Below are 25,540 nucleotides of genomic sequence, written 5' to 3'. Positions count from 1 at the left end.
AGCCGGATCAGCTCTCGTCGCCGGAGGTGTCCGGCTTGTCCTGCTCGCGCTTCTCGTCCGCGGCGCGCTGGGCGCGTTCGATCTCCGCGATGGGGTCGGACTCGCCCTCGCCGAGGCGCTCGGAAAACGCCATCGGGTCGTCCAGGTCGTCCGTGGTGGGCATCAGGTCCGGGTGCGACCAGAGGTTGTCCCGCTGCTCGATGCCGTGGGTGTCGCCGACCAGCTTCCACAACGCGGAGGCGGCCCGCATGCGGCGCGGGCGCAGCTCGAGCCCGACCAGCGTGGCGAAGGTCTGCTCGGCGGGACCACCGGTCGCGCGGCGGCGGCGCAGCGTCTCCCGCAGTGCGTCGGCGCCGGGCAGGCGGTCGCCGACGGCCTCGGCCACCACCACGTCGACCCAGCCCTCGACCAGGGCGAGCAGGGTTTCGAGGCGGTTCAGCGCCGCCTTCTGCTCCGGCGTGGTCTGCGGTTCGAGCAGGCCGGAGGACATGGCCTCCTCGATGCTCGACGGGTTCGACGGATCGATCCGGCCGGCCAGTTGCTCCAGCGCGGAGGTGTCCACCGTGATGCCGCTGGCGAACTCCTCGACGGTGGCCAGCAGGCGCTGCCGCAGCCAGGGCACGTGGGCGAAGAGGCGCTGGTGCGCGGCCTCGCGGGCAGCGAGGAAAACGAGCACCTCGCTGCCGGGGCGCTCGAGGCCCTCGGTGAACTTCTCGATGTTCGCCGGGAGCAGGGCGGAGGTGTTGTCCGGGCCGAGGGGCAGCCCGACCTCGGTGGAGGTGAGCACCTCGGAGGCGAGCTGACCGAGCGCGCTGCCGATCTGCGAGCCGAAGGCCATGCCGCCCATCTGGCCCATCATCGACAGCAGCGGGCCGGCGGCCTGCTTGGCCTCTTCCGGCATGGCCTCCACCCAGGCGCCGGAGACGCGCTTGGCCACCGGGTCGCACAGGCGCTGCCAGGTGGGCAGGGTCTTCTCCACCCAGTCGCGGCCGGTCCAGGCCACCGTGCTGGTGGCGCCGGCGGGCAGGATGGTCGCCGCGTCCAGCCAGAGCTCGGCCAGGTGGGCGGCGTCGCGCACGGCTGTCCCGGAGTCGCCCTGCGCGGCGAAGCCGATCGTCACCTCGCCGCTGGTACCCAGCTGCTGGAGGGCGATCTGCTTGGCGAGGTCGTAGTTCACCGGGCCCGTGGAATTGCCGGCCTGGCTGAGCATCTGCCCCAGCTGGGAGAGCATCTGCCCCAGCTGGTTGAACGCGTCGGCGCCCTGGCCGAACTGGCCACCCTGATCGGACGGGTCGTTGTCTCGACGCTTTTCGGGATCGGGCGGTCCGAAGCCGAAGGGGGGTTTGCTCATAGGACCACCGTACGCGGCTCGTCCGCGCAGCACCTCGTCACCGCGCGTCGTTCTCGCACGGCTTATGCGGTTCCGTGACCCGAAACGCGCGCCTGGGCCGGGTGACCGCCGATGGTCACCGTACGCTGTCTCCTCGTGAGTGAGTCGCGCGACGAAACCACGGCCGAGAAGACCCGTCCGGGTACCTACGACCCGTACGCGTCGCTCGCGGCGGTAGAAGAGGAGCCCGGGCACCGGTTGACCCGGCGCGGCTGGACGCTGGTGCTGAGCAGTGCGCTGGTGCTGGTGTTCGTCATGTGCGGGCTGTTCGTCCGGGTGCCCTACGTGGCGCTGGGGCCGGGGCCGACCTACGACACCCTCGGCCGCGTCGACGGCGTGCCGGTGATCGAGATCAAGGGGCACCAGACCTTCCCCACCAGCGGGGAGCTCCGGATGACCACGGTTTCGCTGACCGACGAGGTCTCGCTGTTCGAGTCGCTCGGCTACTGGGTGAGCGGGCGGTACGCGCTGGCCCCGCGCGAGGAGTACTTCAAGCCGGGCGAGTCGGACGAAGAGGTCAAGCAGCAGAACGTCAAGCAGTTCCAGGACTCGCAGAGCAACGCCGAGGTCGCCGCGCTGCGCAAGCTCGGCGAGCCGGTGAAGGTGCTGGCCAAGGAAGTGGTGGCGGGCAGCCCGGCCGACCACGTGCTGGCCGCGGGCGACCGGCTGCTCAAGGTCAACAACACCGACATCACCAGCGAGGAGAAGGTTCGCGAGGCGCTGGCGGGCACCCGGCCGGGGGAGACCATCCAGATCACCTTCCAGCACGAGGGCCAGCCCGCGCGCACCGAGTCGCTGACGCTGGCGCAGAACCCGGAGCCGTCGCGGACCGAGGGCTTCATCGGGCTCCAGCCGATCGAACGCGCCGACGTGCCCTACGACGTGTCGATCACGCTGCAGGAGGTCGGCGGTCCGTCGGCCGGGCTGATGTTCGCGCTGGCCATCGTCGACCAGCTCACCGAGGGTGAACTGGTGGCGGGCGAGCACATCGCTGGCACCGGGGAGATCACCGAGCGCGGTGAGGTGAACCCGATCGGCGGGATCAGCTTCAAGGTGGTCGCGGCGCGTGAGGCCGGGGCGACCACCTTCCTGGTGCCCGAGGAGAACTGCGCCGAGGCGGCCGCGGCCGCGCCGGAGGGGCTGAAGCTGGTGAAGGTGGGCAGCCTGGATGGTGCGCTGACCGCCCTGGAAGACCTCAAGGCGAACCGCCCGACGCCCTCCTGCTGAGCTTTCCCGGCACGACTTGCCGACTCCGGCTCAACGGACAGACACCTGGGCGGTGCCCGGAGCTGTGGCGAGAGGCGAGTGTCGCTCCGCGGCTTCGCCCGGCTGGGCGAAGCCGAGGAGCGGATGAGGGTCGTGTGGTGGCCTCGACCGGCTGGACGCGAAGCCACGGTGCGGCCGAGGGGCGTGTGGTGGCCTCGGCTGGCTGGGCGCGAAGCCGCAGTTCGAGCGAGGGCGATGGCCTCGGCTTGTTGGGCGCGTGCCTCAGGGGGCGAGCGTCGCTTGGAGGGCTTCGATCAGGTTCGGGGCGAGGTCCGGGCTTTCGATGATCTCGTCCACCGGGTCGCCTTCGGTGGTGTTGATGCCGCGCAGTCGCATGACGCAGGAGGCCTCGCCGCCTCGGAGGACGGCGGCGACCAGGCGGGCCTCGGTGCGGCGCGGGTGGTCGGCGGCTGCCTGGCGCAGGCGGTCGGCGTCGGTTTCCCCGACCTCGGCCAGCTCCTCCTCGGCGTCCGGCGGCAGCACGATGATCTCCTGCGCCAGCGCGCACCCGACCACCAGTTCCGGCCAGGCGATCCGGCCGAGCGCCTCGGCGAGGTCACCTTCCGGCAACGCTTCCTGCGCCACCGGCGTCAGCTCGGCCTCGGCGTCGAGCTGACCGGCCAGCTCCGGCTGCTGGGCGAGCAGCGCCCCCGTCGGCACCAGAGCGAACAGCTGCGGCGGCTGCTCCCAGCCACCCGACGCCACGAACTCCTCCACCTCGCGGGCCAGCGCGCCCACCCCGGCCGCCGGCTTCTCGCTCTCCGTCATGCGCACATCGTGGCAGGCTCCCCGAGCACCGTTTTACGCGCCCGGTTTGGGCGGTTCAGGGAACTCAGGAGGCCATCCGTAGAGTTAGGTATCCAGGGGCAGTCGGCAGTGATGCCGGTGCCGGTGCCCCGGCGTACCAGATCACGACAACAGGAGCGTGTGCAGTGGCCACTCGGCCCCCCGTGAGCCTGCCGAAACTGTCCAAGCGCAGCCGGATACTGCTGATCATCGCGGCCGTTGTCGTGCTGGCGCTGCTACTGGGCGCGAGACTGCTCGATACCTACGTCGACTGGCTGTGGTTCGGCGAGGTCGGCGCCCGGAACGTGTTCACCACCGAGCTCTACACGCGGATCGGCTTGTTCTTCGCGGTGGGCCTGCTGGTCGGCGGCGCGCTCGCGCTGAGCCTGGCCATCGCCTACCGCACCCGGCCGGTGTTCGTCCCGGTCTCGGGCGCGGACGACCCGCTGGCCCGGTACCGCTCCACCGTGGTCGCGCGCATCCGGCTGTTCGGCATCGGCATCCCCGTGGTGGCCGGCGTGGTGGCCGGCTTCTCCGGCCAGGACGCCTGGCAGCGCGTCCAGCTGTTCTTCAACGGCACGAACTTCGGCCAGACCGACCCCGAGTTCGGCAACGACGTCGGCTTCTACGCCTTCGACCTGCCGTTCTACAACTGGCTGCTGGGCTGGCTGTTCGTCGCGATCGCGGTGGCCTTCATCGGCGCGCTGCTCGCGCACTACCTGTTCGGCGGCATCCGGCTGGCCGGCAAGGGCGGGCAGATGGCCGGCCCGGCGCGGGTGCAACTGGCCATCACCATCGGCCTGTTCGTCCTGTTCAAGGCGGTCGAGTACTTCCTCGACCGGTACAACCTGCTGTTCTCCGACCGCAACGCCCCGCTGTTCTACGGTGCCACCTACACCGACCTGAACGCGGTGCTGCCCGCGAAGCTGATCCTGCTGTGCATCTCGGTGTTCTGCGCGATCGCCTTCTTCGTCGGCGCGTTCCTGCGCAACATCCAGCTCCCGGCGATCGCGCTGGTGCTGCTGATCCTGTCCGGCATCCTGGTCGGCGCCGCCTGGCCCGCCGTGCTGGAGCAGTTCTCGGTGCGCCCGAACGCGAACGAGAAGGAAGCGCAGTCGATCCAGCGGAACATGGACGCCACGAAGTTCGCCTTCGACCTCGGGGACGTCAAGTACGACAACTACACGGGCAAGACCACGGCCACCCCGGCCGAGGTGCGCGCGGACAAGGGCACCATCCCGAACATCCGCCTGCTCGACCCGGACGTGCTGACCCCGACCTTCACCCAGCGCGTCGGCCGCGAGAACTTCTACGGCTTCCCGGAGAAGCTGGACGTCGACCGCTACGAGGTCAACGGCAAGCGGCAGGACTACATCGTCGCCGCGAAGGAGATCAAGACCGAGGGCCTCGCCGAGAACCAGCGGACCTGGATCAACCGGCACCTCGTCTACACGCACGGGAACGGCTTCGTCGCGGCACCGGCGAACACCATCGACCGCGCGGTCGGCGACACCACGGCCACCGGGCAGGGCAACTCCGACGGTGGTTATCCGGTCGCCACGACCAGTGACACGGTGAACCCGAAGGGCTCGGGCATCCAGGTCGACGAGGCCCGCGTCTACTACGGCGAGCTGGCCACCGACTACGCCATCGTCGGCGGGCAGCCGGGCAAGGCACCCGGTGAGTTCGACACCGCCTCCGACCGCAGCTACCTCTACAAGGGCAGCGGCGGGGTCCCGATCGACGGCTGGTTCAACCGGCTGGTCTTCGCGGCGAACGAGGGGGAGCGCAACATCCTCTTCTCCGACGCCATCAGCGAAGGCTCGAAGATCATGTACAACCGCGACCCGCGGGACCGGGTCAGCAAGGTCGCGCCGTGGCTGACCGTGGACGGCGACCCGTACCCGGCGGTGATCGACGGCAAGATCCAGTGGATCGTCGACGGCTACACCACGATGAACAACTTCCCGTACGCCCAGCAGACCCAGCTGGGCGCGGCCACACAGGACTCGCTGTCCGGGGTGGCGAGGCAGCAGAACAGCTCGCTGAACTACATCCGGAACTCGGTCAAGGCCACCGTCGACGCGTTCAACGGCACGGTCACGCTGTACGCGCTGGACGACAACGAGCCGGTGCTGAACGCGTGGAAGAACGTCTTCCCCGGGGTCGTGAAGCCGAGCTCGGAGATCACCCCGAGCCTGCGCGAGCACTTCCGGTACCCGGAGGACATGTTCAAGGTGCAGCGCGAACTGCTGACCAAGTACCACGTCGGCAGCCCGCAGGAGTTCTTCTCGACCCAGACGTTCTGGAGCGTGCCGCCGGACCCGACCAAGGACGGCGGGCTCGACCCGAGCGCGAACGGGCCGAAGCAACCGGCGTACTACGTGATGGCGCAGGCGCCGGGCGATCCCGCGCCGAAGTTCCAGTTGACCAGTTCACTGACCGCGTTGCAGCGGCAATACCTCGCGGCGTGGGTGTCGGTCTCGTCCGAACCGGAGGACTACGGCCAGATCAGAGTCCTGCGGCTGCCCAGTGACGGCAGCAACCAGAACGACGGTCCGGTGCAGGTGCAGAACCGGTTCCAATCGGACCCGGAGTTCGCCGAGCAGAGAACGCTGCTGGGCAACCAGAGCGTCAACGTGATCCCCGGCAACCTGCTGACCCTGCCGCTCGCCGACGGGTTCATCTACGTCGAACCGATCTACATCCAGCAGCGGAACGCGAACAGCTTCCCGCAGCTGGCCCGCGTGCTCGTCTCGTACGGGTCGAAGGTCGGCTTCGCACCGACGCTGAACCAGGCGCTCGACGAGGTGTTCGGACCGGGCACCGGTGACGCGGCGACCGGACCGGACCAGGGGACGCCGCCGCCCACGACGCCGCCGTCGACCGATCCGAACTCGCCTCCGCCGTCGACGTCGACCCCGCCGCCGACGCAGGGGCAGAACGTGCCGTTGCCGCCGACCACCGGCAACCCGCAGGTGGACCAGGCGGTCGCGGACATCGACGCGGCGCTGACCAGGCTGAAGGCGGCGCAGCAGTCCGGTGACTTCGTCGCACAGGGCCAGGCGCTGTCCGACCTGGAGGCGGCGGCCAACCGCTACGAGCAGGCGAAGGCGGCCGCCCAGCCGCCCGCGGGAGGGTGACGTCGGCAACCTTTGGGGCACCCGCTTTGCACCGCCGGGAAACCGCGGCGTAAGGTTGGTGTCACAACGCGGGGTGGAGCAGCTCGGTAGCTCGCTGGGCTCATAACCCAGAGGTCGCAGGTTCAAATCCTGTCCCCGCTACAGAGGGAAAGAGGGTCGTGTCCCAGGACACGGCCCTCTTTCGCGTTTCCGGGAGGATCGGGTGCGGGCCAGTCGCCTGGTGTCGATGTTGTTGCTGCTGCAGGCACGCGGGCGCATGACGGCACGTGAGCTGGCCGCGGAACTCGAGGTCTCGGTGCGCACCATCTACCGGGACGCCGAGTCGTTGCACGCGGCCGGGATCCCGCTGTACGGCGACGCCGGGCCGGCGGGCGGGTACCAGTTGCTCGACGGGTACCGCACGCGGTTGACCGGGCTCACCGCGGCGGAGGCCGAGACGCTGTTCCTCACCGGGTTGCCGGGGCCCGCGGCGGAGCTGGGGCTGGCGCAGGTGGCCGGGACGGCTCAGCTCAAGGTGCTCGCCGCGATGCCCGCCGAGTTGCGGGAACGCACCGAGCGCATCGCCTCGCGGTTCCACCTGGACGCACCCGGCTGGTACTCCGACGCCGAGGAGACCCCGCACCTGGCGGCCGTGGCCGATGCGGTGTGGACCCAGCGGGTGCTGCACGTTCGGTACCACCGCTGGCGCGAGCCGAGGGACGTCGAGCGCACATTGGAGCCGTACGGTCTCGTGCTCAAGGCCGGTCGCTGGTACCTGGTCGCGAACAGTGGCGAGCGGACCGCCACCTATCGGGTGAACCAGATCCTCGAACTGAGTGAGGGGGAGCGGTTCGACCGGCCGCCGGAGTTCGACCTCGCCGCGTACTGGTCGGCTTACCGCGCCGACTTCCTGGCCCGGCGGCGGCGCGGGGCGGCGGTGATCCGGCTTTCGCCGCTGGGGGTCGAGCAGTTCGCCGACACGTACGCGGCCGATGTGGTCAAGGCGTTCGCCGAGTCGTCGGGCGAACCGGGGGACGACGGCTGGGTGACCGGCGCCATCCCGATCGAATCGATCGCCTACACCGCGGGGGACCTGCTCCGGCTCGGGCCGGAGGTCGAGGTGCTCGATCCGCCCGAACTGCGCGACCGGATCACGGAACTCGTCGACGGTCTGTCGAAGCTCTACGACCGTTAGTCCCGTGTGGACATTCGGGGCGGGTCCGCGCGTAGTAGGCGATGGCCGCCGCGCCGATGCCGGTGCCCCAAGCGAGGTAGCCGATCACGGCGAGCCAGAGGAAGAGCGCGTGCTCGGTCGGTTCGCCGGACACCGCGTGCACGACCAGCTCGACGAGACCGAACGCGCCGAAGTAGGAGACGAGCCCGAGGGCGAACAGCGCGGCGGGGATCAGCAGCACCAGGCGCGGGACGCGCGTCCCGGCGAGCGGCAGGACCCAGCGCGGCCAGACCTCGCCCCAGCGGTGGACCAGTGCCAGCGGCAGGAGCGTGCCGCCGGCCAGCATGCCGAGGATGAAGACCCAGGCGGACGCGGACATGCCGATCGGAAGATCGTCGTGCCAAAGGGTTTGCGCGCCGAAGCGGAGGGCGCACCCGGCGACGGCGAGGTAGCCGGCCACCAGGGCCCACCGCGGGCGGACGGCCAGGCGGGTCACGCCGTTGATGCGGCCGCAGTCGGGGCAGGCGCCGCGAAGCCGTCGTCGGCGGGCGAGGGTGAGCCGGGCGAACGCGAGGCCGGTCAGCGCGCAGGCGAGCCGGAGGAGGAACGGCAGGAGGGCGAACGGCAGGTCCAGTCCGGGCAGGGCGATGGCGACTAGATCAAGCACGAGCACGAAGCCGAGCGCTGACAGGACGGCCGCCACCGCCCAGCCCGCCACAAGCACCGCCCGGCTTCCACGGGGCGTGAAGGCCACCAGGGCGCCGAGCACGCAGACGGCGGCGACGGCCCAGCCGGGGACGGCCGCCAGGTCCGCGTTGCGGTCGCCGCCGGGGAGGGGCGCGAGGAGCCGGAGGGCGCCGTAGGCGAGGCTCCAGCAGCCGAGCGCGATGGCCAGCCGCCTCGGGGTAGCGAGGTGGCGGCGCCGGTGGACGCCGGTGGCAGCGTGACTGCCGTGGCGGTGCCACTCGTCGGTGCGAGAGCCCTGGTCTGGGTCGTCGGTGGTGGGCCGGAGGGCTCGCGGGCGTTCGCCGGTGGGGTGTGGGCCTGTCGTGTTCACGGGGTCAGGGTGGGTGGAGTGGGGTGCCGAGCGCTTCCACCGCGCGGGCGAGCTGCCTCCCTCTCAGGTGGGAAACCTGGCCCTGACCTGCGAATATGGCACTAAGGACACCCGGTGTCAGCGTGCCCCGCACCGCCCTGTAATCTTGTTTTCACAACGCGGGGTGGAGCAGCTCGGTAGCTCGCTGGGCTCATAACCCAGAGGTCGCAGGTTCAAATCCTGTCCCCGCTACCACGGGAAGAGGCCCGGTTCGTTTCGGCGGACCGGGCCTCTTCATTTGTGTTCGCTCCGTGTCCGATCGTGTGCTGCCGGTTGCGCCCGAGTCCATATTGGGCTGTAGGGGTGGCGAGTGGACAGTCCTTCTCGCACGTGGTGCGTGTATTCGCACCTGGTGCAATTTTTGTGGACGAACGAACTCAGCATCCTTGGCCGGGTCAGCGGTCGAACCACTGGCCGACCGTGCGGTGTGGTGACGTTTCCGCTGGTCAAAGCCCTGAACAACACTGTCACCTCGAGTTGACGTTGCGTGTTCGTCCATTATGGACTCAGGCAGCCGCTAGGCCGAAAGGGGGTTTTCCGGCGAAAGTGAACTAGCCATTGTGGACTCAACGGCTGGCCACTGTGGACAGAACTGGGGAGAAGTGGGAACGTAGAAGGCGTGTCCGATTTGAATGCAACAGCCGCAGCCCTGCTCGGTCTGCTCCACGACGGCCCAGCCACCGGCGGGCAGCTCGTCGCGGGAGCGGAGGAACGATTCGGCGCCTTCTTCAGCGTCACGCGCAGCCAGGTGTACCGGGAGCTCCCGGCACTGGCGAAGGAAGGCCTGGTCCGACTCGGCAAGCAGGGACCGCGCTCCAGTCAGCAGTACGTGATCACCGCCGCGGGCAAGAAGGCCTTCAAGGCGTGGCTGTCCTCCGACGCCGGGCCCGACCACCTTCGCAGCCCGCTGATCCTCCGCCTGGTGCACGCCGGCACCTTGACGGCGAAGCAGCGCACGAGCCTCGTCGAGCAGGCCCGCGGGGCCTACGCCGAGGACCTCGACGCGGCCAAGGCGGCGATCAAGGCGGCCGAGGACCCCTACGCGAAGGCGGTGGCCGAGTTCGGCCAGGCCCACGCCAAGGCGGCCCTCAAGCTGGTCGACGCGATCCCGCAAGCCTGAGCTCAGCGGAGTACGCGGCCGGTTGTCTGCGACCGGCCGCGACTCTTCGCTGGCGAAAACCGGTCCGAACCGCCTCCGTTGAGGGTGGCGGCTGGGAGCCGGGACGGCGTTCCCGTAACGTGGAGCGGCGTGAGCGCCGAGTTTGAAGCAGAGCTGAAGGACGTCGCCGGCACGCTGGCCCAGATCGAGTCCGTGATGGACCTGGACGCGTTGCGGGCCGATGTCGCCTCGCTGGAGCAGCAGGCGTCGAAGCCCGACCTCTGGGACAACCCGGAGGCCGCGCAGAAGATCACCAGCCAGCTCTCGCACAAGCAGAACGAGCTGCGCCGGGTCTCCGAGCTGCGCCAGCGGGTGGACGATCTCGGCGTGCTCTACGAGCTGGCCGAGGCCGAGGACGACACCGCCAGCAAGGCCGAGGCCGAGGCCGACCTGGGCAAGCTCCGGCAGGAGATCGCCGCCCTCGAGGTGCGCACCCTGCTCTCCGGGGAGTACGACGAGCGCAACGCCGTGGTGACCATCCGGTCCGAGGCGGGCGGCGTCGACGCGGCCGACTGGGCCGAGATGCTGCTGCGCATGTACATGCGCTGGTCGGAACGCCACGACTACCCGACCGACGTGTACGACATCTCCTACGCCGAAGAGGCCGGGATCAAGTCCGCCACCTTCAAGGTGAGCGCCCCCTACGTCTACGGCACGCTCTCCGTCGAACAGGGCACGCACCGGCTGGTGCGCATCTCCCCGTTCGACAACCAGGGCCGCCGCCAGACCTCCTTCGCCCACGTCGAGGTGCTGCCCGAGGTCGAGGAGGTCGACCACGTCGACATCCCGGAGAAGGACATCCGGGTCGACGTCTTCCGCTCCTCGGGTCCCGGGGGGCAGAGCGTGAACACCACCGACTCGGCGGTGCGCATCACGCACGGCCCGACCGGCATCGTGGTCTCCTGCCAGAACGAGAAGTCGCAGCTGCAGAACAAGGCGGCCGCGATGAAGGTGCTCCAGGCCAAGCTGCTGCAGCGGAAGAAGGAGGAGGAGCGCGCCGAGCTGAACGCGCTCAAGGACGGTGGCTCCAGCTGGGGCAACCAGATGCGCTCCTACGTGCTGCACCCGTACCAGATGGTCAAGGACCTGCGCACCGAGTTCGAGGTGGGCAACCCCAGCTCGGTGCTCGACGGCGACATCGACGGTTTCCTCGAAGCGGGCATCCGCTGGCGGAAGCAGACCGAGAACGCCTGAGCGCCCGGGCGCCGCCCGGGAGGTGGCAACCTAGGCTTAACGGGTGACTGAGTAGGATGACGCACCGTGATCCGGCTCGAAGAGGTATCCAAGGTCTACAAGACGTCGACCCGCCCCGCCCTCGAACGGGTGTCCGTCGAGGTGGACAAGGGTGAGTTCGTCTTCCTGATCGGCCCGTCGGGGTCCGGCAAGTCGACGTTCCTGCGCCTGCTCCTCCGCGAGGAGGTGCCGTCGCAGGGCCGGGTGATGGTGTCCAACTTCGACGTGGCCAAGATGGCCCGGCGCCGGGTCCCCCGCCTGCGCCAGACCATCGGCTGCGTGTTCCAGGACTTCCGGCTGCTCACCAACAAGACCGTCGCGGAGAACGTGGCGTTCGCGCTCGAGGTGATCGGCAAGCCGAAGCTGACCATTCGCAAGGTGGTCCCCGAGGTGCTCGAGCTGGTCGGCCTGGAGGGCAAGGCGGACCGCCTGCCCAACGAGCTCTCCGGTGGCGAGCAGCAGCGCGTGGCGATCGCCCGCGCCTTCGTCAACCGGCCGCTGGTGCTGCTGGCCGACGAGCCGACCGGGAACCTGGACCCGGACACCAGCCAGGACATCATGCTGCTGCTGGAGCGGATCAACCGCACCGGCACCACCGTGCTGATGGCCACCCACGACCACTCGATCGTCGACTCGATGCGCCGCCGCGTGGTCGAGCTGCAGCTCGGCCGGGTCGTGCGCGACGATGCCCGCGGGGTCTACGGCGTCGGTCGCTGACCGCCGTACCGCCGCACCCTTTCCGCCCCCGACCCCCAAGGGACAGCCACCCCGATGCGTGCCAGTTTTGTGTTCAGCGAGGTCGTCACCGGCTTGCGCCGGAACATCACGATGACCATCGCGATGGTCATCACCACGGCGGTTTCGCTCGCCATGCTGGGCGGCGGTCTGCTGATCGTCACGACCATCGACAAGATGCAGACGAACTACCAGGACGACGTCGAGGTCACCGTCTACTTCACCGACGACGTCAGCGCCAGCGACGCCAACTGCTCGCAGCAGCTGTGCTCCGGCCTGCGCACCGAGCTGGACAGCAGGCCCGGCGTGGACTCCGTGGTGTTCGAGAACCGGCAGGACGCCTTCGAGCGGTTCAAGCGGATCTTCGAGGGCCAGCCGGAGCTGGTGGAGCTGGCGCGGCCCGAGTCGCTGCCCGCCTCGCTGCACATCAAGCTCGAGGACCCGAGCCGCAGTGACGTGATCGTGAAGGAGTACACCGGTCGTCCCGGGGTGGACAAGGTCGACGACCAGAACGTGTTCCTGGAGCGGTTCTTCAACGGGCTCAACGTGTTCCGGAACATCACCTTCGTGGTCGCGCTGTTGCAGGCCTTCGCCGCGCTGCTGCTGATCTCGAACACGATCCAGGTCTCCGCGTTCACCAGGCGCACCGAGGTCGGCATCATGCGACTGGTCGGCGCCACCCGCTGGTACACGCAGTTGCCCTTCCTGCTGGAGGCGGTGGTCGCCGGCGTGGTCGGGGCGATCCTCGCGATCGTTTTCCTGCTCGTGGGCAAGATGTTGTTCTTCGACACGCTGCTGACCTCGGCGGGCGGGATCATTCCACCGGTGACCACACTGGACGTGTTGTTCCCGGTGGCGCCGATCCTGGTCGGGGTGTCGATCCTGATCTCGGCCATCACCGGTTACGTCACGCTGCGTCTGTACGTGCGGCATTAAATGCCGGTGTCGTGCCGCTGAGAATCACGTAGAGTTGTCATCATGCCCAAAGAACGTGGTCACAAGGTGATCGTGTCGAACCGCAAGGCGCGGCACGACTACTCCATCCTGGACACCTACGAAGCCGGTCTCGTGCTCGTCGGTACCGAGGTGAAGAGCCTGCGTGACGGCAAGGCCTCGCTGGCCGACGCGTTCGCCACGGTGGATGACGGCGAGGTGTGGCTGCGCAACGTCCACATCCCCGAGTACGTGCAGGGCACCTGGACCAACCACATGCCCCGCCGCACCCGGAAGCTGTTGCTGCACAAGGGCGAGATCGAGAAGCTGATCGGCAAGACCAAGGAGAGCGGGCTCTCCCTGGTCCCGCTGTCGATGTACTTCAAGGACGGCAAGGTCAAGGTCGAACTGGCGCTGGCGAAGGGCAAGAAGGCCTGGGACAAGCGCCAGGACCTGGCCAAGCGCGACGCCGATCGCGAGGTGCGCAAGGCGATGGGCCGCGCGCTGAAGGGCCGGTACTGAGCGCGGCCGGCCCGGAGTCCGATGCGGACGTCCCGGGCTGGGTGCGCTCGCTCGGCCTGCCCGGGCTGGTCGACCTCCACGTGCACTTCCTGCCCGAGCGGGTGATGGCGAAGGTCTGGTCGTACTTCGACCAGGCGGAGAAGCACTACGGCACCCCGTGGCCGATCCACTACCGGCTGCCGGAGGACGAGCGGCTGGCGGTGTTGCGCTCGCTCGGGGTGCTGAGGTTCGCGCCGCTGGTGTACCCGCACAAGCCGGGGATGGCCGAATGGCTCTCGGAGTGGGCGCTGGAGTTCGGCGAGCGGGTGCCCGAGGCGGTGCCGACCGGCACGCTGTACCCGGAACCGGCCGCCGCGTCCTATGTGGACTCCGCAGTGCGGGCCGGTGCCCGGTGCTTCAAGGCGCACGTCCAGGTGGGCGCGTACGACCCGAGGGACGACCTGCTGGACAAGGCGTGGGGCACGCTGGCGGACGCCGGTGTGCCGGTGGTGGTCCACTGTGGACATGGTCCGCTGAGGGGCGCGCACACCGGGCTGGACGTGTTCGGCGCGGTGCTGAAGCGGCACCCGAGGCTGACCGCGGTGCTCGCGCACGCCGGTATGCCGGAGTACGGGGAAGCCGTCGAGCTGGTGCGCCGGTACCCCCGCGTGTACCTCGACACCACCATGGTCGGCGTGCCGTTCACCGAGGCGATGATGCCGAAACCGGCGGACTGGGTGGCCAGCCTCGCCGGTCTCGGTGATCGGGTGGTGCTGGGCACCGACTTCCCGAACATCCCGTACTCCTACGCGACCCAGTTGCGGGCCGTCGCCTCATGGGCGGCTGCCGACGACCGGCTGGGGGAGCAGTTCCTGCGGCAGGTGCTGCACGACACCCCGGCGCGCCTGCTGGGTCTTGAGCCGTAGCGGCTTGCCCGCCAGCAGGAAGGCCGCGGTGACGCCGAAGACCCAGGGGAGCGGACCGGCGAGCTGACCGCTGTCCGCCGGCGTGGTGAACCCCGTGGCGGCCAGGCCGAGCAGGCCGCCCGAGGCGAGCAGACCGGCCACCACCAGCTGCGCGGTCGGCGCGATCGGACCGTCGGCGAGCTTCCGGACCTCGAAGCGGGCGAACACGCGGAGCAGGCCCAGCAGCACCAGCCCGGTCGCGGCCAGCCAGAGCGGCGCCGCCACCAGCCAGGCGAGGCTGCCGGGTTCCGGGGTGCGGTAACCGAAACCGAGCACGGCGATCCCGGCGACCACCACCAGCGCGGGCATGTGCCACAGGTACACGCTCATGAAGCGCGGGCCGAGCCAGCGCAACGCGGCCGCCACCGGCTTGCGGACCGCCCAGGCGTTGATCGCCGGGCGCAGCGCGAGCAGCAGGCCGATCTGCCCGACCGCCAGCGCGGCCAGCAGCACGCTCGGCGGGCTCATGTTCGACACCGGGGCGCCCGGCATGCCGATCATGCTCGCCGGGTACGGGCCGAAGGCGACCATCAGCGCGGTGACCCCGAACCCGGCGGCCGACATGGTCAGCGCGCCACGCCTGCCGAGCGCGCCGAGGCGGCCGTCGGCGTAGTGGAACCCGATCTGGTGCACGGCGAGCCAGACGAACACCGCGTTGGCGTAGCCGATCAGGCCGAGGTCGTTGAACCGCGCGACGTCGACCAGCACCCCGGCCACCGCCATCACCACCGGCACCCACAGCCCCCAGCGCCGGTGCGCGGCGGCCATCAGCGGGGTGGCCAGCACGGTCACCAGGTACACCGCGAGGAACCAGAGCAGCTGGGCGGCGATCGCGCCGGCCACCTCCAGCGGTTGTTCGGGGATGCCGAAGGCACGCAGCAGTTCGGGCACAACGAGCCAGACCATGAACAGCGGCAGCGCGGGCAGCAGCAGCCGCTGCACGCGGGCGGCGAGCCAGGTGCGATCGCTGGCGGCGGCGTTGAGCGACATCAGGTTCGCCGCGCCACCGGCGAAGAAGACCAGCGGCATCACCTGGGACAGCCAGGTGAACACCCACCAGCCGGGGGTGGCCAGCGCGTTGCCGGTGGCCAGCTGCCCGTCCGCGTACCCGAGCACCGGCATCAGCCAGTGCTGGCCGACCACGCCGGCGATCGCGGCCGCGCGCACGACGTCGAGGAAGAGGTCCCGTTTCGGACGGGCTGTGCTCGTCTGCATGACTGAAGAGCCTGGTCAAAAAGGCCTTCGGGCACAGCGGGGCGGACTGCCCTTTCCGGGTTCCGGTTTTCCTAGTTCGGGGGTGGGGTTGGCCCTACCTCGCCGGCCGGGCGGAGGCGGTACTCCCAGCCGTGCTCGGCGTTCCAGTCGAGTTCGTAGTGGGTCTCGATCTTCGGGCCGTCGTGCAGGTGCACGTGGCGCATCACGGTGCCGCGCACCGGCTCGGTGTCGCCGAATTCCTGGATCCGGCCGTCGAGCGGGCCGCCGAAGAAGCGGACGCACTCCTCAGGTCCTGCGGACAAAGCCGATCTCCTCCTCACCCGGCGACAGCGTCCGCTAATGGTAGGGGAGCGGGTCCCCCGGTGCCGCCCTCAGACGGGTGAGCTTGGGTTACCAGACCGGACGCAACGTCACCGGCCGCCGGGTCGCCGCGTCGCGCACGAACGCGTGCAGATCCGCGCTGAGCTGGTCGATCCGGTCCTCGCCGACCAGTTGGGCCCAGTGCGCCTCGGCGGCTCGGGAGAGGGCCACCACCCGTTCGATGCACGCCCATCCGCGTGGGGCGAGTGAGATCAGGCGGCTGCGGCGGTCGACCGGGTGCGGGCGGCGCTGGAGGTAGCCGCGCTTCTCGAGTTCGTCGGTGAGCTGGACGGCGGCTTGCTTGGTGACGCCGAGGTGTTCGCCGAGCTCCACCGCGGTGGCGCCGTCGGGGCGGTGGGAGAGGAACTGGAAGGCGAAGCCGTGTGCCGGGCGGACGTCGTCGAAGCCCTCGGCGGCGAGTTGCTCGTGGATGCCGTCCATGATCGCGCGGAAGGTGAGCGCGAGCAGGGCGGGCAGCTCTCCGTCGGCCATGGGCCACCTCCCGGCGAGATAGACAAGCGGCTTGACTAGTTGGTCAACCGGCTTTACCTTAAAGGTCGTCAAGCAGGTTGACTACATGGAGGTGGACGCATGACCGTGGCGACGCTGGCCGGGGCACCCGAGTTCTCGCGTGGTGGGGTGCGGTTCCGGCCGCTGGGCGTGCCGAGCCGGGGTTCGGCGGAGTTGGCGGTGTGGGCGCTGGAGGTCGCCCCCGGCGAGGTGGGCGAGGCGCACCGGGTGAGCAAGGAGGAGGTCTTCGTGCTGAACGCGGGGGAGGTGGCGTTCACGCTTGAAGGGGAGACGCACCACCTGGCCCCCGGGGACGCGTTCATCCTGCCGCCGGACCGGGAGTTCAGCCTGAGCAACCCGGGCGGCGAACCCGCGCACCTGACGGTGTGCACGTCGCGAGGCATCCAGGGCGTACTGGCCACCGGCGAGAAGATCACCCCACCTTGGGCGCAATAGCGCGCCCCACCCGCCGTAACCACCCACCCACGGTGACCCGGGCAACTAACAGACCCCCCACCCCAGACCCCTCCCTCACCCCGGTCCACAGCCCAAAACACGGCGAAGGCCCCGAAGTCAAGGCATCTTTCCCGCCTTGACTTTGGGGCCTTCGCCGTAGTCACACTAAAAAACCGGGGTGGCCCCCCGCCCTCCGCCGCCTCAGCCGCGTTCGAGGTAGGTAAGCACCGCCCGTACCCGGCGGTGCTCCTCCGCGGAGACCTCCAGCCCGAGCTTCGCGAAGATGTTGCCGATGTGCTTCTCCACCGCGCCGTGCGAGACGACCAGGGTGCTCGCGATCGCGGTGTTCGACAGGCCCTGCGCCATCAGCCCGAGCACCTCCGACTCGCGCGCGGTCAGCGCGTCGAGGGGGTTCTTCCGCCCGCGGGCCATCAGCTGGGCGATCACGTCGGGATCGATCGCCGTGCCGCCACCGGCGACCCGCCGGACGGCGTCGAGGAATTCGGCGACATCGGCGACGCGCTCCTTGAGCAGGTAACCGACTCCGCCCGCCCCGCCGGACAGCAGTTCCACCGCATAGCTTTCCTCCACGTACTGCGAAAGCACCAGCACCGGCAGCCCCGGTATGACCTCACGCGCGCCGAGCGCGGCCCGCAGTCCTTCGTCGGTGAAGGTCGGCGGCATGCGCACGTCGACGATCGCCAGTTGCGGCCGGTGCTCCTTGACCGCGACGAGCAGGTCGTCGCCGTTGTCCACGGCGGCCACCGTTTCGATGCCCTCGTCGGCCAGCAGCCGCTGGATCCCGGCTCGCAACAGCACCGCGTCCTCGGCGATGACGACACGCATAGTTCTTCAGGCTCCCCAGGTTCGGCCTGCTCACCAAGTGCACGGCAGGTCCGAGCGGACCACCGTGGGCCCACCCGGCGGGCTGACGACGGTGATGACACCGTCAATCGTGGCAGCCCGGTCGGCCAGCCCGGCGAGCCCACCCCCGCTGCGCACCTCGGCACCGCCGTGCCCGTTGTCGGTGATCTCCACGATCACCTTGTCCTCGGTGCGCCACACCTTCACCGCCGCCGCCGTGGCACCGGAGTGCTTGGCGATGTTCGTCAGCGTCTCGCCGACGATGAAGTACGCCGTGGTCTCCACCGCGGCGGGCGGCCGGGGTTCGACCTCCACCGAGACCTCCACCGGCACCGGCGACTTCGCCGCCTGCGCGGAGAGCGCCGCGTCGAGCCCGCGGTCGCCGAGCACGGCCGGGTAGATGCCGCGCGCCAGGTCCCGGAGTTCGGAGACGGCCAGCTTCGCGTCCGAATGCGCTTCGTCGATCAGGTCGCGGACCGCGTCCGGGTCGTTGTTCAGCTTGGACTTCGCGCGGCCGAGGCTCATCGCCACCGCCACCAGCCGCTGCTGCGCGCCGTCGTGCAGGTCGCGTTCGATCCGGCGGCGCTCGGCCTCGGCGGCGTCCACGCCGCGGGCACGGGACGCCTGCAGGTGCTGGGCCTTCGCGGCCAGCTGCTGGTTGCGCGGCGGGCCGAGCAGGGAGAGCGCGAGGCTGCCGTGCAGCCAGCCCACCCACGGCAGCACCCAGATCGCGATCGGGAACAGCACGATGGCGGCCAGGCCGAGCGCGAACTCGATGACGCCCAGCGGCAGCGCGATCATCAGGTAACCGAAGTCGCGCCAGGTGGTCTGGTCGGTCAGCCGGGTGCGCCAGCGCTGCAGCCAGGTGCCCTCCAGCGGTAGGCGCTCGGCGTCGGGCAGCGGGGTGTTCAGCGTGGCCCGGACCCAGCGCCGCTCCACGTCGCCGAACCAGCGGGTCAGCCCGGTGGCCAGCACCAGCAGCGGGATACCGATCCAGATCACCAGGGTGCCGATGCCCACCGTGGTCAGCACCACCAGCAGGACGAACTGGAACAGGCGCAGGGGGAAGCTGCCGATCATGAAGCCGATGGCCTTGGGCCAGAACGGCATCGGCTGCTCGAACGCGGGCCCCTCCTGGGACATCGCGGTTCCTTCCGGTGTGGTGGCGACGATCGTCATCCTGCCACCGTTGTCATCGCCGGGGTGGCGGGAAAAGGGGAACCGTCCTCCTCCATGCGCCGGGTCGGGCCCAGCAGCGCGGCGGCGAACCGGACGTGGCCGGCCGCCATGGACCTGGTCAGCGCCACCGAGACGGCGATGAACAACACGCCCAGCGCGGCCCACGGCAGCGCCTCGACGGTGGAGTCCACGGTGATCCACCGCAGGTCGGCGTCGTAGGCGGGGAAGTAGTAGGCGCCCTCGGGCAGGTAGCGGAAGTAGATCGGCAGGCCGGCGAAGGCCAGGCTGACCGCCCAGAACGTGACGACCAGCGAGAACTGGATGACGCCGAGCGGGAAGAGCAGGACGAAGTAGGCCAGGTCGCGCCAGGTGGCGCCGTCCTTGAGGCGGGCCTTCCAGCGTTCCTTCTGGCTGCTCTCGGGCAGGGCGCGGTACGGCACCGGGATGTAGCTGTCGAGCAGGGCGTACACGCGCGCCCGCTCCACCCTGGCCGCGCCGCGGGACAGCAGCACCGCCAGCGCGGTGATCGGCAGGCCCACCCAGATGAGGGCGGTGGTCAGGCCGACGCTGAACAGGGTGAGGAACAGGACGAAGGCGAAGATGCCGAGCGGCAGGTTCATCAGCAGGAAGCCCAGCGACCCCGCGAACGGCGGACGTGACCGGCTGCCGTCCTGCTCGATCTGTGGCGTTGTCATGGCGGGTTCCCTTCTGGCGGTCGGTGTTGCTTGAGCTCAAGCTTCGCCGGAAGGGGGTGGTCGCGGCCATGGTGCTCGCGGGCATGCCGGGGGTAGGGCCAGCCCCACCGTGCTGGTTCTCGGAGTACGCGGAATACCGGGTTGCGGGGGCGCGTTATGATGGACAGGTTGTCAGAACGACCCACCAGGGGGTGAACGGTTTCGACTTTGGACGTCGATTCGAGGGAAGCGTGCCGGTGCAGGCGAGAGACCACCGTAAGCGTCATCGCAAACCAATAAGCGCCAAGGCCAATAGCCAGCGCGACTACGCCCTCGCCGCCTGAGCGAGCGCGTAGTCTGTCGGCCCGGGAGTGCCTCCGTCCCGGTCGCCGGCATCAGCTAGGAGGCTTACCGCCGGATCCGGCTACGGGGTCCGGTTGGGAAGCAAACAGTGGCTGGGCCCGTCACATCGGCTTGTTCGCGTGACCGATGGGGCCGAGTAGAGGCAGAGCGGACTGCGCACGGAGAAGCCTTGTTGAGGCGCCAGAGGACCCGGGTTCAATTCCCGGCACCTCCACTCGACTCGGGGCGAGGAGTGTCTGCGGAACACGCAGACCTTCTCGCCTCGTCGTGTTTCTGGGGGTGCAACCCCCAGACCCCGCCCGGAGGGCTCCGCCCCCGGACCCCTGCCAGGGGGCAAGCCCCCTGGACCCCCGGTGGTGGTTGCGTTTGGGTGCCGCCCCGGGCCCCCGCCGGGCGAGCCTCCGGATCCTCGGTGGTGGTTGCGTGGGTGGGGTGGTTGCGTTGGGTGGGTGGGGTGTTCAGAATTGGGGGATGTTCAGCGATCGCGAACACGTGGATTTTTTGAACGGGGGCTCGGTGCTCGCGGCGGTTCGTCGTCGGCTGGGGGAGCTCGGGTTTCGTGACGAGCTGGAGCCTGCCGCCGACGGGGTGGATGCCGTGCTGCACCTCACCTCGGGTGGGGGCGCGTCTCGCAGCTACGGTGTGCAGGTCAAGCAGCGCCTGACCGCGGAGCTGGCGACGGCCGTGCACATCCCGCCTGCCTATCCCGCGCTCGTGGTCGCGCCGTCGATCAGCGATCCGGCGGCCGATCGGCTGCGCGCCCGCGGCATCGACTACGTGGACACGGCGGGCAACGCCCGCCTCGCCTGGGATGACGTCCTCATCGACATCCGTGGCCGCCGCAAGCCCACCGTGCCTCTCGCCAGGACCGCCCCGCGCGGCAGCAGGGCCTTCGGCAAGGCTGGGCTCAAGGTCGCGTTCGTCCTGCTCAGCTGGCCCGAAATGGCTTCGCTGACGTTGCGGGAACTGGCCGCAGCGAGCGGCGTTTCGCTGGGTACGGCCCAGATGGTCGTCGACGAGCTCACCGCGGGCGGCTACCTGTACGAATCGGCGGGTGGCCGGCGACTGGCCAGGGGTGGGGAACTGCTCAACCGGTGGTCGGAGGCGTATTCGATCGCGCTGGGGCCGTCGCTCGCCCTCGGCGAGTTCTCCGCCGGCGACCTCTCGTGGTGGCCGGATTCGGAGCACGAGTTGCGGACAGCCGGCGCGCTGGTGGGCGGCGAGGCCGCGGCGAGCCTCATCGATCCGCATCTGCGCCCCTCGTCCCTCACGCTCTACGTCGAGGAGACGCCGCTCTCGCTGATCGGCAGGCATCGCCTGGTCCGCGCGGAGGAAGACGGCAACGTCCACCTCCGGCGGCGGTTCTGGCAGGTGCCCGAGGAGACCGCCTGGAGCGTGCCCTCGACGCTGGTTTACGCCGACCTGCTGGCATCGGGGGATCCGCGCCAGCGTGAACACGGAGACCGCATCCGGACCAGTGATGATCGACTTACGCGACTCGACCGAACCTGACCTCGTCCAGGCGGCGCGCGTGCTGGCGCGCGTCGATGCCGCGGCCAGGGAAGCGGGCCTCGACTACCTCGTGGTCGGGGCGACCGCGCGCACGATCCTCTCGATCGGGCTGGTGGGACGCCCGCCGGAGCGGAGCACGCGCGACATCGACATCGCCGCGGCGGTGGCCGAGACCGTGCTCCTTCCCGGCGGGCTCGCCGTCCGGGTTCCTTCGGTCCCGGCGCTGGCCCTGCTCAAGCTCCTGACGTGGTGGGATCGCCGCTACGACACGCGCGACGCCATCGACCTCGCCACGACTTCGATCACGAGCTGGCCGGCGCCTGGCTGCTGGGTTCGCACCTGGCCGGGCTGCTCGACGAGGCGGGCGTCGCGGCGCTGCATCGCATCGTGAACGACGAGGAAGTGCTGGCCAAGCTCGCCCACGACACCCGGGCCCTGCGAGGGCGGCTTCTGGTGGGGGCGTTGAGCGAGGGCATGCGCGAGGCGACGCGTTCCTGACCCTGGCGAGCGCGCTCCCGGAAGAAACTTCAGGCTCGGGTATTGGAATGGATCGTTCCGTTCTGATACAGTAGGCAACAGAACAGAGCGTTCCGGTCCGACGAAAGGTGCAGGTCATGGAGTTCAAGTTGGAGTTGGCGCAGGTTCCGGTGTCGGACGTGGATCGGGCCAAGGCGTTCTACGTGGACCAGGTGGGCTTCGTCGCGGATCATGACCACCGGATCAGCGATGAGCTTCGGTTCGTCCAGCTGACCCCGCCGGGATCGGCGTGCTCCATCGCCATCGGCACCGGGATCACCCAGGCGCCGGTCGGGTCGCAGCCCGGGTTGCAGCTGGTCGTCTCCGACATCCACGCCGCGCGCGCCGAGCTGGCCGGCCGCGGCGTCGAGGTGAGCGACGTCCAGGACCTCCCCGGCGGCCCCTTCGTCTTCTTCAGTGACCCCGACGGCAACCAGTGGTCGGTCCAGCAGATCTCACGGCCGAGCTAACCCGTCCGGCCAGACGACGGTGACCGGGCGGTTCAGGCGGTGCGCGTGCGCGACGGCGTCCGCCGTACCGCCGGTGCCCGTGGCCGGGCTGCCGTCCCAGACCGCGACCAGCAGATCGCTGTGCTCCACCACGAACCGCCCGGCTTCGTCGTAGGCCGCCTCCGAGGCGTGGTGGTGCTCCAGGGTGACCACGCTCTTGGCCGCGGCGCGCAGCCGGAGGTAGGTGTCGCGCGCCGCGCCGCTGAACGTGGTGGTGTAGTCGTGCGACGGGATGACCGCGAAGAGCGTGCCGCCCGAGCGCAGCAGCAGTTCGGCGAACAGCTGGTCGGCGCCCTTGGCCAGGCTGCTCAGCCCGATCACCGGCGCGGCCGCCTGCGCCAGCACCGCGTCGATCCGTTCCAGCGCGTGCACCCTCGCCGCGCTGGGCAGCTCCTGGTGGCCGGTGATTCCGATGACCGTCATAACGCGCTGAAAGCCGCTCGCGCCGGTCGGATCGTTACGGTCGTGCCGGGACCGTTATTCGCGGCCCACGATCGGGTGAAGAAGTAGAAATTTCAACTGACTCTCCGTAACAACGAGCTTGATCGAGGCGAGTTCCCAGTCGTGCTCGAACTCACCGGCCGGTTGCTGGCCCACCACGTCCGATCCGCCACCGTCGTCGCGAGCCTGGTGCTCGTCGAGGCACTCGGCCTGATCGGCTACTTCGTCTCCTGGCGCGCCATGTGGCTCACCGGCGCGGCGCTGCTGCTCGTGTTCCTCGCGGCAGCCGCGCTGCGCCGGGCGAGTCGCCAGGTCGACGCGATCCTCGACGACGAACTCACGCCGCCGGGCGGAAACCCCGCAGCCGCAGGCTGTTCGTCACCACGAAAACCGAGCTGAGCGCCATCGCGGCGCCGGCGATCATCGGGTTCAGCAGGCCCGCGGCGGCCAGCGGCAACGCCGCCACGTTGTAGGCGAAGGCCCAGAACAGGTTCCCCTTGATCGTGCCGAGCGTGCGCCGCGACAACCGGATGGCGTCGACCGCCGCTCGCAGGTCGCCGCGCACCAGGGTCAGGTCGCTCGCTTCGATCGCCACGTCGGTGCCGGTGCCCATGGCCAGGCCCAGATCCGCCTTCGCCAGCGCGGCCGCGTCGTTGACCCCGTCGCCGACCATCGCGACCACCTTGCCCTCGCCCTGCAACCGCGCGATCACGTCGGCCTTGTCGCGGGGGAGCACCTCGGCGATCACCTGGTCGATGCCCACCTCGGCGGCCACCGCCCTGGCCACGGCTTCGTTGTCGCCGGTCAGCAGCACCGGGGTCAGGCCGAGGTCCCGCAGGCCCCGGATCGCCTCGGCCGACGTCGGCTTCACCGTGTCGGCGACGGTCAGCACCGCGCGCGCCTGCCCGTCCCAGCCGACCGCCACCGCGGTCTGCCCGAGTTCTTCGGCCGCCGCCTTGGCCGCGGCGAGCGACGACGGCAGGTGCAGGCTCCACTGCTCCAGCAGCGCGACCCGGCCGGTCACCACCGCGTGCCCGTCGACCGTGCCCTGCACGCCGAGGCCGTCCACCGAGGTGAAGTCCTCGACCTTCGGCAGCTTGCCGACACGCTCCTTGGCGCCGCGCGCGATGGCCTTGGCGATCGGGTGCTCCGACGCGTCTTCGAGCGCGCCGGCCAGGCGCAGCACGTCCTCCGCCGTGGTGCCGTCGGCCAGGTGGACGTCCACCAGCGACATCTGGCCGGTGGTCACCGTGCCGGTCTTGTCCAGCACGACGGTGTCCACCTCACGCGTGGACTCCAGCACCTCCGGCCCCTTGATCAGGATGCCGAGCTGGGCGCCGCGGCCGGTGCCGACCAGGAGCGCGGTCGGCGTGGCCAGCCCCAGCGCGCACGGGCAGGCGATGATCAGCACGGCCACCGCCGCGGTGAACGCGCCCGAGGCCGAAGCACCGGCACCGAGCCAGAAGAACAACGTGCCCACCGCCAGCGCGATGACCACCGGGACAAACACGGCGGAGATCCGGTCGGCCAGCCGTTGTGCGGCGGCCTTGCCGTTCTGCGCGTCCTCGACCAGCTTCGCCATCTGCGCGAGCTGGGTGTCCGAACCGACCCGCGCGGCCCGGACGACCAGGCGACCCCCGGCGTTCACGCACCCGCCGGTGACCGTGTCGCCGGAGCCGACCTCGACCGGCACGGACTCACCGGTCAGCATGCTCGCGTCGATCGCCGAACTGCCTTCGACGACCACGCCGTCGGTGGCGATCTTCTCGCCGGGCCGCACCACGAACCGGTCGCCGACCGCGAGTTCGCCGATCGGGATGCGCTGCTCGCCATCTCCGCGCAGCACCGCGACGTCTTTCGCACCGAGTTCGAGCAGCGCGCGCAGGGCCGAGCCCGCCCGCCGCTTCGACCGCGCTTCGAAGTACCGCCCGGCCAGGATGAACGTGGTCACCCCGGCGGCGACTTCGAGGTAGATGTTGCCGTCCCCGCTGGTGCGTTCGATGGTGAATTCGAACGGGTGCGTCATGCCCGGCGTGCCCGCGGTGCCGAACAGCAGCGCGTACAACGACCACGCGAACGCGGCGAGCGTGCCGATCGAGATCAGCGTGTCCATGGTGGCCGCGCCGTGGCGCAGGTTGACCCACGTCGCCCGGTGGAACGGCCACGCCGCCCACACCAGCACCGGCGCGGCGAGCGTGAGCGAGATCCACTGCCAGTACTCGAACTGCAGCGCCGGGATCATCGCCATCGCGATCACCGGGACGGACAGCACGGCCGCGCCGATCAGCCGGTCGCGCAGCGGCCGGGTCGGATCGTCCACTTCGGACTCGGCCGGCTCGGGCTCGGCCCGCGGCACGGTGGCCGCGTACCCGGCCGCCTCCACCTGCTCGATCAACGCGGTGGGCGCGAGTTCGGCCGGGTAGCTGACCTTCGCCTTCTCCGTGGCGTAGTTGACCGTCGCGGTGACGCCGTCCATCTTGTTGAGCTTGCGCTCGATCCGGGCGGCGCACGAAGCGCAGGTCATGCCGGTGATCGCCAGCTCGACCTCGCTGGTGAGGCGTTCGCGCGTTTCGGAACTCAT

The 25,540-nt window shown here is 70.0% G+C and carries 25 protein-coding genes, 2 tRNA genes and 1 other RNA gene; 17 read left to right on the top strand and 11 right to left on the bottom strand.

Annotation, left to right across the window (positions count from 1 at the left end):
• Positions 1 to 7 precede the first annotated feature (7 nt).
• A complete protein-coding gene (locus tag JYK18_RS05110; RefSeq protein ID WP_206801001.1) occupies positions 8 to 1,351 on the bottom strand; it encodes a zinc-dependent metalloprotease in 1,344 nt (447 codons plus the stop codon).
• Positions 1,352 to 1,486: 135 nt separating this feature from the next.
• Here JYK18_RS05110 and JYK18_RS05105 point away from each other — a divergent pair, with 135 nt between their 5' ends.
• Positions 1,487 to 2,617, top strand: a complete 1,131-nt coding sequence (locus tag JYK18_RS05105) for a S16 family serine protease (protein ID WP_307795781.1) — start codon at positions 1,487 to 1,489, stop codon at positions 2,615 to 2,617.
• 261 nt (positions 2,618 to 2,878) lie between these two features.
• On the opposite strand, the gene JYK18_RS05100 is transcribed toward JYK18_RS05105, so the two are convergent.
• Positions 2,879 to 3,424, bottom strand: a complete 546-nt coding sequence (locus JYK18_RS05100) for a PPA1309 family protein (RefSeq protein WP_206801000.1) — start codon at positions 3,422 to 3,424, stop codon at positions 2,879 to 2,881.
• A 164-nt stretch (positions 3,425 to 3,588) separates the two neighbouring features.
• Between JYK18_RS05100 and JYK18_RS05095 the strand changes: the two genes are divergently transcribed.
• The 3 genes from JYK18_RS05095 (at position 3,589) to JYK18_RS05085 (ending at position 7,759) form a co-directional block, all read left to right on the top strand.
• Entirely contained in the window at positions 3,589 to 6,585 is a 2,997-nt protein-coding gene (locus JYK18_RS05095) for a UPF0182 family protein (RefSeq protein ID WP_206800999.1), read from the top strand.
• A 67-nt stretch (positions 6,586 to 6,652) separates the two neighbouring features.
• Positions 6,653 to 6,726: transfer RNA gene (locus JYK18_RS05090), tRNA-Met, on the top strand.
• Between the two features lie 61 nt (positions 6,727 to 6,787).
• Complete coding sequence (locus JYK18_RS05085) at positions 6,788 to 7,759, top strand: YafY family protein (RefSeq protein ID WP_206800998.1); 972 nt, start codon at positions 6,788 to 6,790, stop codon at positions 7,757 to 7,759.
• On the opposite strand, the gene JYK18_RS05080 is transcribed toward JYK18_RS05085, so the two are convergent.
• The gene (locus tag JYK18_RS05080) at positions 7,716 to 8,795 is read right to left on the bottom strand and encodes a hypothetical protein (protein WP_206800997.1); all 1,080 of its coding nucleotides are present in this window, start codon (positions 8,793 to 8,795) and stop codon (positions 7,716 to 7,718) included. The two genes, JYK18_RS05085 and JYK18_RS05080, sit on opposite strands and share 44 nt — an antisense overlap.
• A gap of 157 nt (positions 8,796 to 8,952) precedes the next feature.
• Here JYK18_RS05080 and JYK18_RS05075 point away from each other — a divergent pair.
• From JYK18_RS05075 to JYK18_RS05045, 7 genes are all read left to right on the top strand, one after another.
• A tRNA-Met gene (locus JYK18_RS05075) sits at positions 8,953 to 9,029 on the top strand.
• 424 nt (positions 9,030 to 9,453) lie between these two features.
• Complete coding sequence (locus tag JYK18_RS05070) at positions 9,454 to 9,954, top strand: PadR family transcriptional regulator (protein WP_206800996.1); 501 nt, start codon at positions 9,454 to 9,456, stop codon at positions 9,952 to 9,954.
• A 129-nt stretch (positions 9,955 to 10,083) separates the two neighbouring features.
• Positions 10,084 to 11,187, top strand: a complete 1,104-nt coding sequence (gene prfB, locus JYK18_RS05065) for a peptide chain release factor 2 (RefSeq protein WP_206800995.1) — start codon at positions 10,084 to 10,086, stop codon at positions 11,185 to 11,187.
• Positions 11,188 to 11,253: 66 nt separating this feature from the next.
• Positions 11,254 to 11,943, top strand: coding sequence for a cell division ATP-binding protein FtsE (gene ftsE / locus JYK18_RS05060; RefSeq protein WP_206800994.1), 690 nt, complete (start codon positions 11,254 to 11,256; stop codon positions 11,941 to 11,943).
• Positions 11,944 to 11,997: 54 nt separating this feature from the next.
• Complete coding sequence (gene ftsX, locus JYK18_RS05055) at positions 11,998 to 12,897, top strand: permease-like cell division protein FtsX (RefSeq protein ID WP_206800993.1); 900 nt, start codon at positions 11,998 to 12,000, stop codon at positions 12,895 to 12,897.
• Positions 12,898 to 12,939: 42 nt separating this feature from the next.
• Positions 12,940 to 13,416, top strand: coding sequence for an SsrA-binding protein SmpB (smpB, locus tag JYK18_RS05050; RefSeq protein WP_153029508.1), 477 nt, complete (start codon positions 12,940 to 12,942; stop codon positions 13,414 to 13,416).
• Complete coding sequence (locus JYK18_RS05045; protein ID WP_242579778.1) at positions 13,413 to 14,321, top strand: amidohydrolase family protein; 909 nt, start codon at positions 13,413 to 13,415, stop codon at positions 14,319 to 14,321. Before smpB ends, JYK18_RS05045 begins: the two co-directional genes overlap by 4 nt.
• On the opposite strand, the gene JYK18_RS05040 is transcribed toward JYK18_RS05045, so the two are convergent.
• The 3 genes from JYK18_RS05040 to JYK18_RS05030 all read right to left on the bottom strand — a co-directional run bounded on the left by JYK18_RS05040 (position 14,229) and on the right by JYK18_RS05030 (position 16,427).
• Positions 14,229 to 15,575 (bottom strand): acyltransferase, encoded by a 1,347-nt coding sequence (locus JYK18_RS05040; protein ID WP_206800992.1) that lies wholly within the window; start codon positions 15,573 to 15,575, stop codon positions 14,229 to 14,231. The genes JYK18_RS05045 and JYK18_RS05040 overlap by 93 nt on opposite strands.
• Before the next feature lie 71 nt (positions 15,576 to 15,646).
• Positions 15,647 to 15,877 (bottom strand): hypothetical protein, encoded by a 231-nt coding sequence (locus JYK18_RS05035; RefSeq protein WP_206800991.1) that lies wholly within the window; start codon positions 15,875 to 15,877, stop codon positions 15,647 to 15,649.
• 88 nt (positions 15,878 to 15,965) lie between these two features.
• Positions 15,966 to 16,427, bottom strand: a complete 462-nt coding sequence (locus JYK18_RS05030) for a MarR family winged helix-turn-helix transcriptional regulator (protein ID WP_206800990.1) — start codon at positions 16,425 to 16,427, stop codon at positions 15,966 to 15,968.
• A 99-nt stretch (positions 16,428 to 16,526) separates the two neighbouring features.
• On the opposite strand from JYK18_RS05030, the gene JYK18_RS05025 reads away from it, so the two are divergent.
• On the top strand, positions 16,527 to 16,901 hold the full coding sequence (locus tag JYK18_RS05025; RefSeq protein ID WP_206800989.1) for a cupin domain-containing protein: 375 nt from the start codon (positions 16,527 to 16,529) through the stop codon (positions 16,899 to 16,901).
• 201 nt (positions 16,902 to 17,102) lie between these two features.
• On the opposite strand, the gene JYK18_RS05020 is transcribed toward JYK18_RS05025, so the two are convergent.
• From JYK18_RS05020 to JYK18_RS05010, 3 genes are all read right to left on the bottom strand, one after another.
• Positions 17,103 to 17,747 (bottom strand): response regulator transcription factor, encoded by a 645-nt coding sequence (locus tag JYK18_RS05020; RefSeq protein WP_206800988.1) that lies wholly within the window; start codon positions 17,745 to 17,747, stop codon positions 17,103 to 17,105.
• Between the two features lie 30 nt (positions 17,748 to 17,777).
• On the bottom strand, positions 17,778 to 18,875 hold the full coding sequence (locus JYK18_RS05015) for a sensor histidine kinase (protein WP_374195044.1): 1,098 nt from the start codon (positions 18,873 to 18,875) through the stop codon (positions 17,778 to 17,780).
• A 65-nt stretch (positions 18,876 to 18,940) separates the two neighbouring features.
• Entirely contained in the window at positions 18,941 to 19,639 is a 699-nt protein-coding gene (locus JYK18_RS05010) for a sensor domain-containing protein (protein ID WP_206800987.1), read from the bottom strand.
• Positions 19,640 to 19,826: 187 nt separating this feature from the next.
• Here JYK18_RS05010 and ssrA point away from each other — a divergent pair.
• The 4 genes from ssrA (at position 19,827) to JYK18_RS04990 (ending at position 22,479) form a co-directional block, all read left to right on the top strand.
• Positions 19,827 to 20,198: a transfer-messenger RNA gene (gene ssrA, locus JYK18_RS05005) on the top strand.
• Positions 20,199 to 20,452: 254 nt separating this feature from the next.
• The gene (locus tag JYK18_RS05000; RefSeq protein WP_206800986.1) at positions 20,453 to 21,493 is read left to right on the top strand and encodes a type IV toxin-antitoxin system AbiEi family antitoxin; all 1,041 of its coding nucleotides are present in this window, start codon (positions 20,453 to 20,455) and stop codon (positions 21,491 to 21,493) included.
• Entirely contained in the window at positions 21,462 to 21,884 is a 423-nt protein-coding gene (locus tag JYK18_RS04995; RefSeq protein WP_206800985.1) for a hypothetical protein, read from the top strand. Before JYK18_RS05000 ends, JYK18_RS04995 begins: the two co-directional genes overlap by 32 nt.
• A 223-nt stretch (positions 21,885 to 22,107) precedes the next feature.
• Positions 22,108 to 22,479 carry a glyoxalase superfamily protein gene (locus JYK18_RS04990; protein WP_206800984.1) on the top strand — a complete coding sequence of 124 codons (372 nt, stop codon included), beginning with the start codon at positions 22,108 to 22,110 and terminating at the stop codon, positions 22,477 to 22,479.
• On the opposite strand, the gene JYK18_RS04985 is transcribed toward JYK18_RS04990, so the two are convergent.
• On the bottom strand, positions 22,465 to 22,941 hold the full coding sequence (locus tag JYK18_RS04985; RefSeq protein WP_206800983.1) for a hypothetical protein: 477 nt from the start codon (positions 22,939 to 22,941) through the stop codon (positions 22,465 to 22,467). The genes JYK18_RS04990 and JYK18_RS04985 overlap by 15 nt on opposite strands.
• Positions 22,942 to 23,082: 141 nt before the next feature.
• Between JYK18_RS04985 and JYK18_RS04980 the strand changes: the two genes are divergently transcribed.
• Positions 23,083 to 23,358 carry a hypothetical protein gene (locus JYK18_RS04980; RefSeq protein ID WP_206800982.1) on the top strand — a complete coding sequence of 92 codons (276 nt, stop codon included), beginning with the start codon at positions 23,083 to 23,085 and terminating at the stop codon, positions 23,356 to 23,358.
• On the opposite strand, the gene JYK18_RS04975 is transcribed toward JYK18_RS04980, so the two are convergent.
• A complete protein-coding gene (locus JYK18_RS04975; protein ID WP_206800981.1) occupies positions 23,297 to 25,540 on the bottom strand; it encodes a cation-translocating P-type ATPase in 2,244 nt (747 codons plus the stop codon). The genes JYK18_RS04980 and JYK18_RS04975 overlap by 62 nt on opposite strands.

The sequence above is a fragment of the Amycolatopsis sp. 195334CR genome (assembly GCF_017309385.1).
In the GTDB taxonomy this organism is placed as follows: domain Bacteria; phylum Actinomycetota; class Actinomycetes; order Mycobacteriales; family Pseudonocardiaceae; genus Amycolatopsis.
This window is presented reverse-complemented; position numbering and strand designations above follow the sequence as displayed.

Coding starts and splice junctions, on each gene's coding strand:
- JYK18_RS05015 (WP_374195044.1), bottom strand. CDS start 18,875: ATGCCGTTCTGGCCCAAGGCCATCGGCTTCATGATCGGCAGCTTCCCC.
- ftsX (WP_206800993.1), top strand. CDS start 11,998: ATGCGTGCCAGTTTTGTGTTCAGCGAGGTCGTCACCGGCTTGCGCCGG.
- JYK18_RS04975 (WP_206800981.1), bottom strand. CDS start 25,540: ATGAGTTCCGAAACGCGCGAACGCCTCACCAGCGAGGTCGAGCTGGCG.
- JYK18_RS05010 (WP_206800987.1), bottom strand. CDS start 19,639: ATGACAACGCCACAGATCGAGCAGGACGGCAGCCGGTCACGTCCGCCG.
- JYK18_RS05030 (WP_206800990.1), bottom strand. CDS start 16,427: ATGGCCGACGGAGAGCTGCCCGCCCTGCTCGCGCTCACCTTCCGCGCG.
- JYK18_RS04995 (WP_206800985.1), top strand. CDS start 21,462: ATGATCGACTTACGCGACTCGACCGAACCTGACCTCGTCCAGGCGGCG.
- JYK18_RS05040 (WP_206800992.1), bottom strand. CDS start 15,575: ATGCAGACGAGCACAGCCCGTCCGAAACGGGACCTCTTCCTCGACGTC.
- JYK18_RS05100 (WP_206801000.1), bottom strand. CDS start 3,424: ATGACGGAGAGCGAGAAGCCGGCGGCCGGGGTGGGCGCGCTGGCCCGC.
- JYK18_RS05025 (WP_206800989.1), top strand. CDS start 16,527: ATGACCGTGGCGACGCTGGCCGGGGCACCCGAGTTCTCGCGTGGTGGG.
- JYK18_RS04990 (WP_206800984.1), top strand. CDS start 22,108: ATGGAGTTCAAGTTGGAGTTGGCGCAGGTTCCGGTGTCGGACGTGGAT.
- JYK18_RS05000 (WP_206800986.1), top strand. CDS start 20,453: ATGTTCAGCGATCGCGAACACGTGGATTTTTTGAACGGGGGCTCGGTG.
- JYK18_RS04985 (WP_206800983.1), bottom strand. CDS start 22,941: ATGACGGTCATCGGAATCACCGGCCACCAGGAGCTGCCCAGCGCGGCG.
- smpB (WP_153029508.1), top strand. CDS start 12,940: ATGCCCAAAGAACGTGGTCACAAGGTGATCGTGTCGAACCGCAAGGCG.
- JYK18_RS05020 (WP_206800988.1), bottom strand. CDS start 17,747: ATGCGTGTCGTCATCGCCGAGGACGCGGTGCTGTTGCGAGCCGGGATC.
- JYK18_RS05110 (WP_206801001.1), bottom strand. CDS start 1,351: ATGAGCAAACCCCCCTTCGGCTTCGGACCGCCCGATCCCGAAAAGCGT.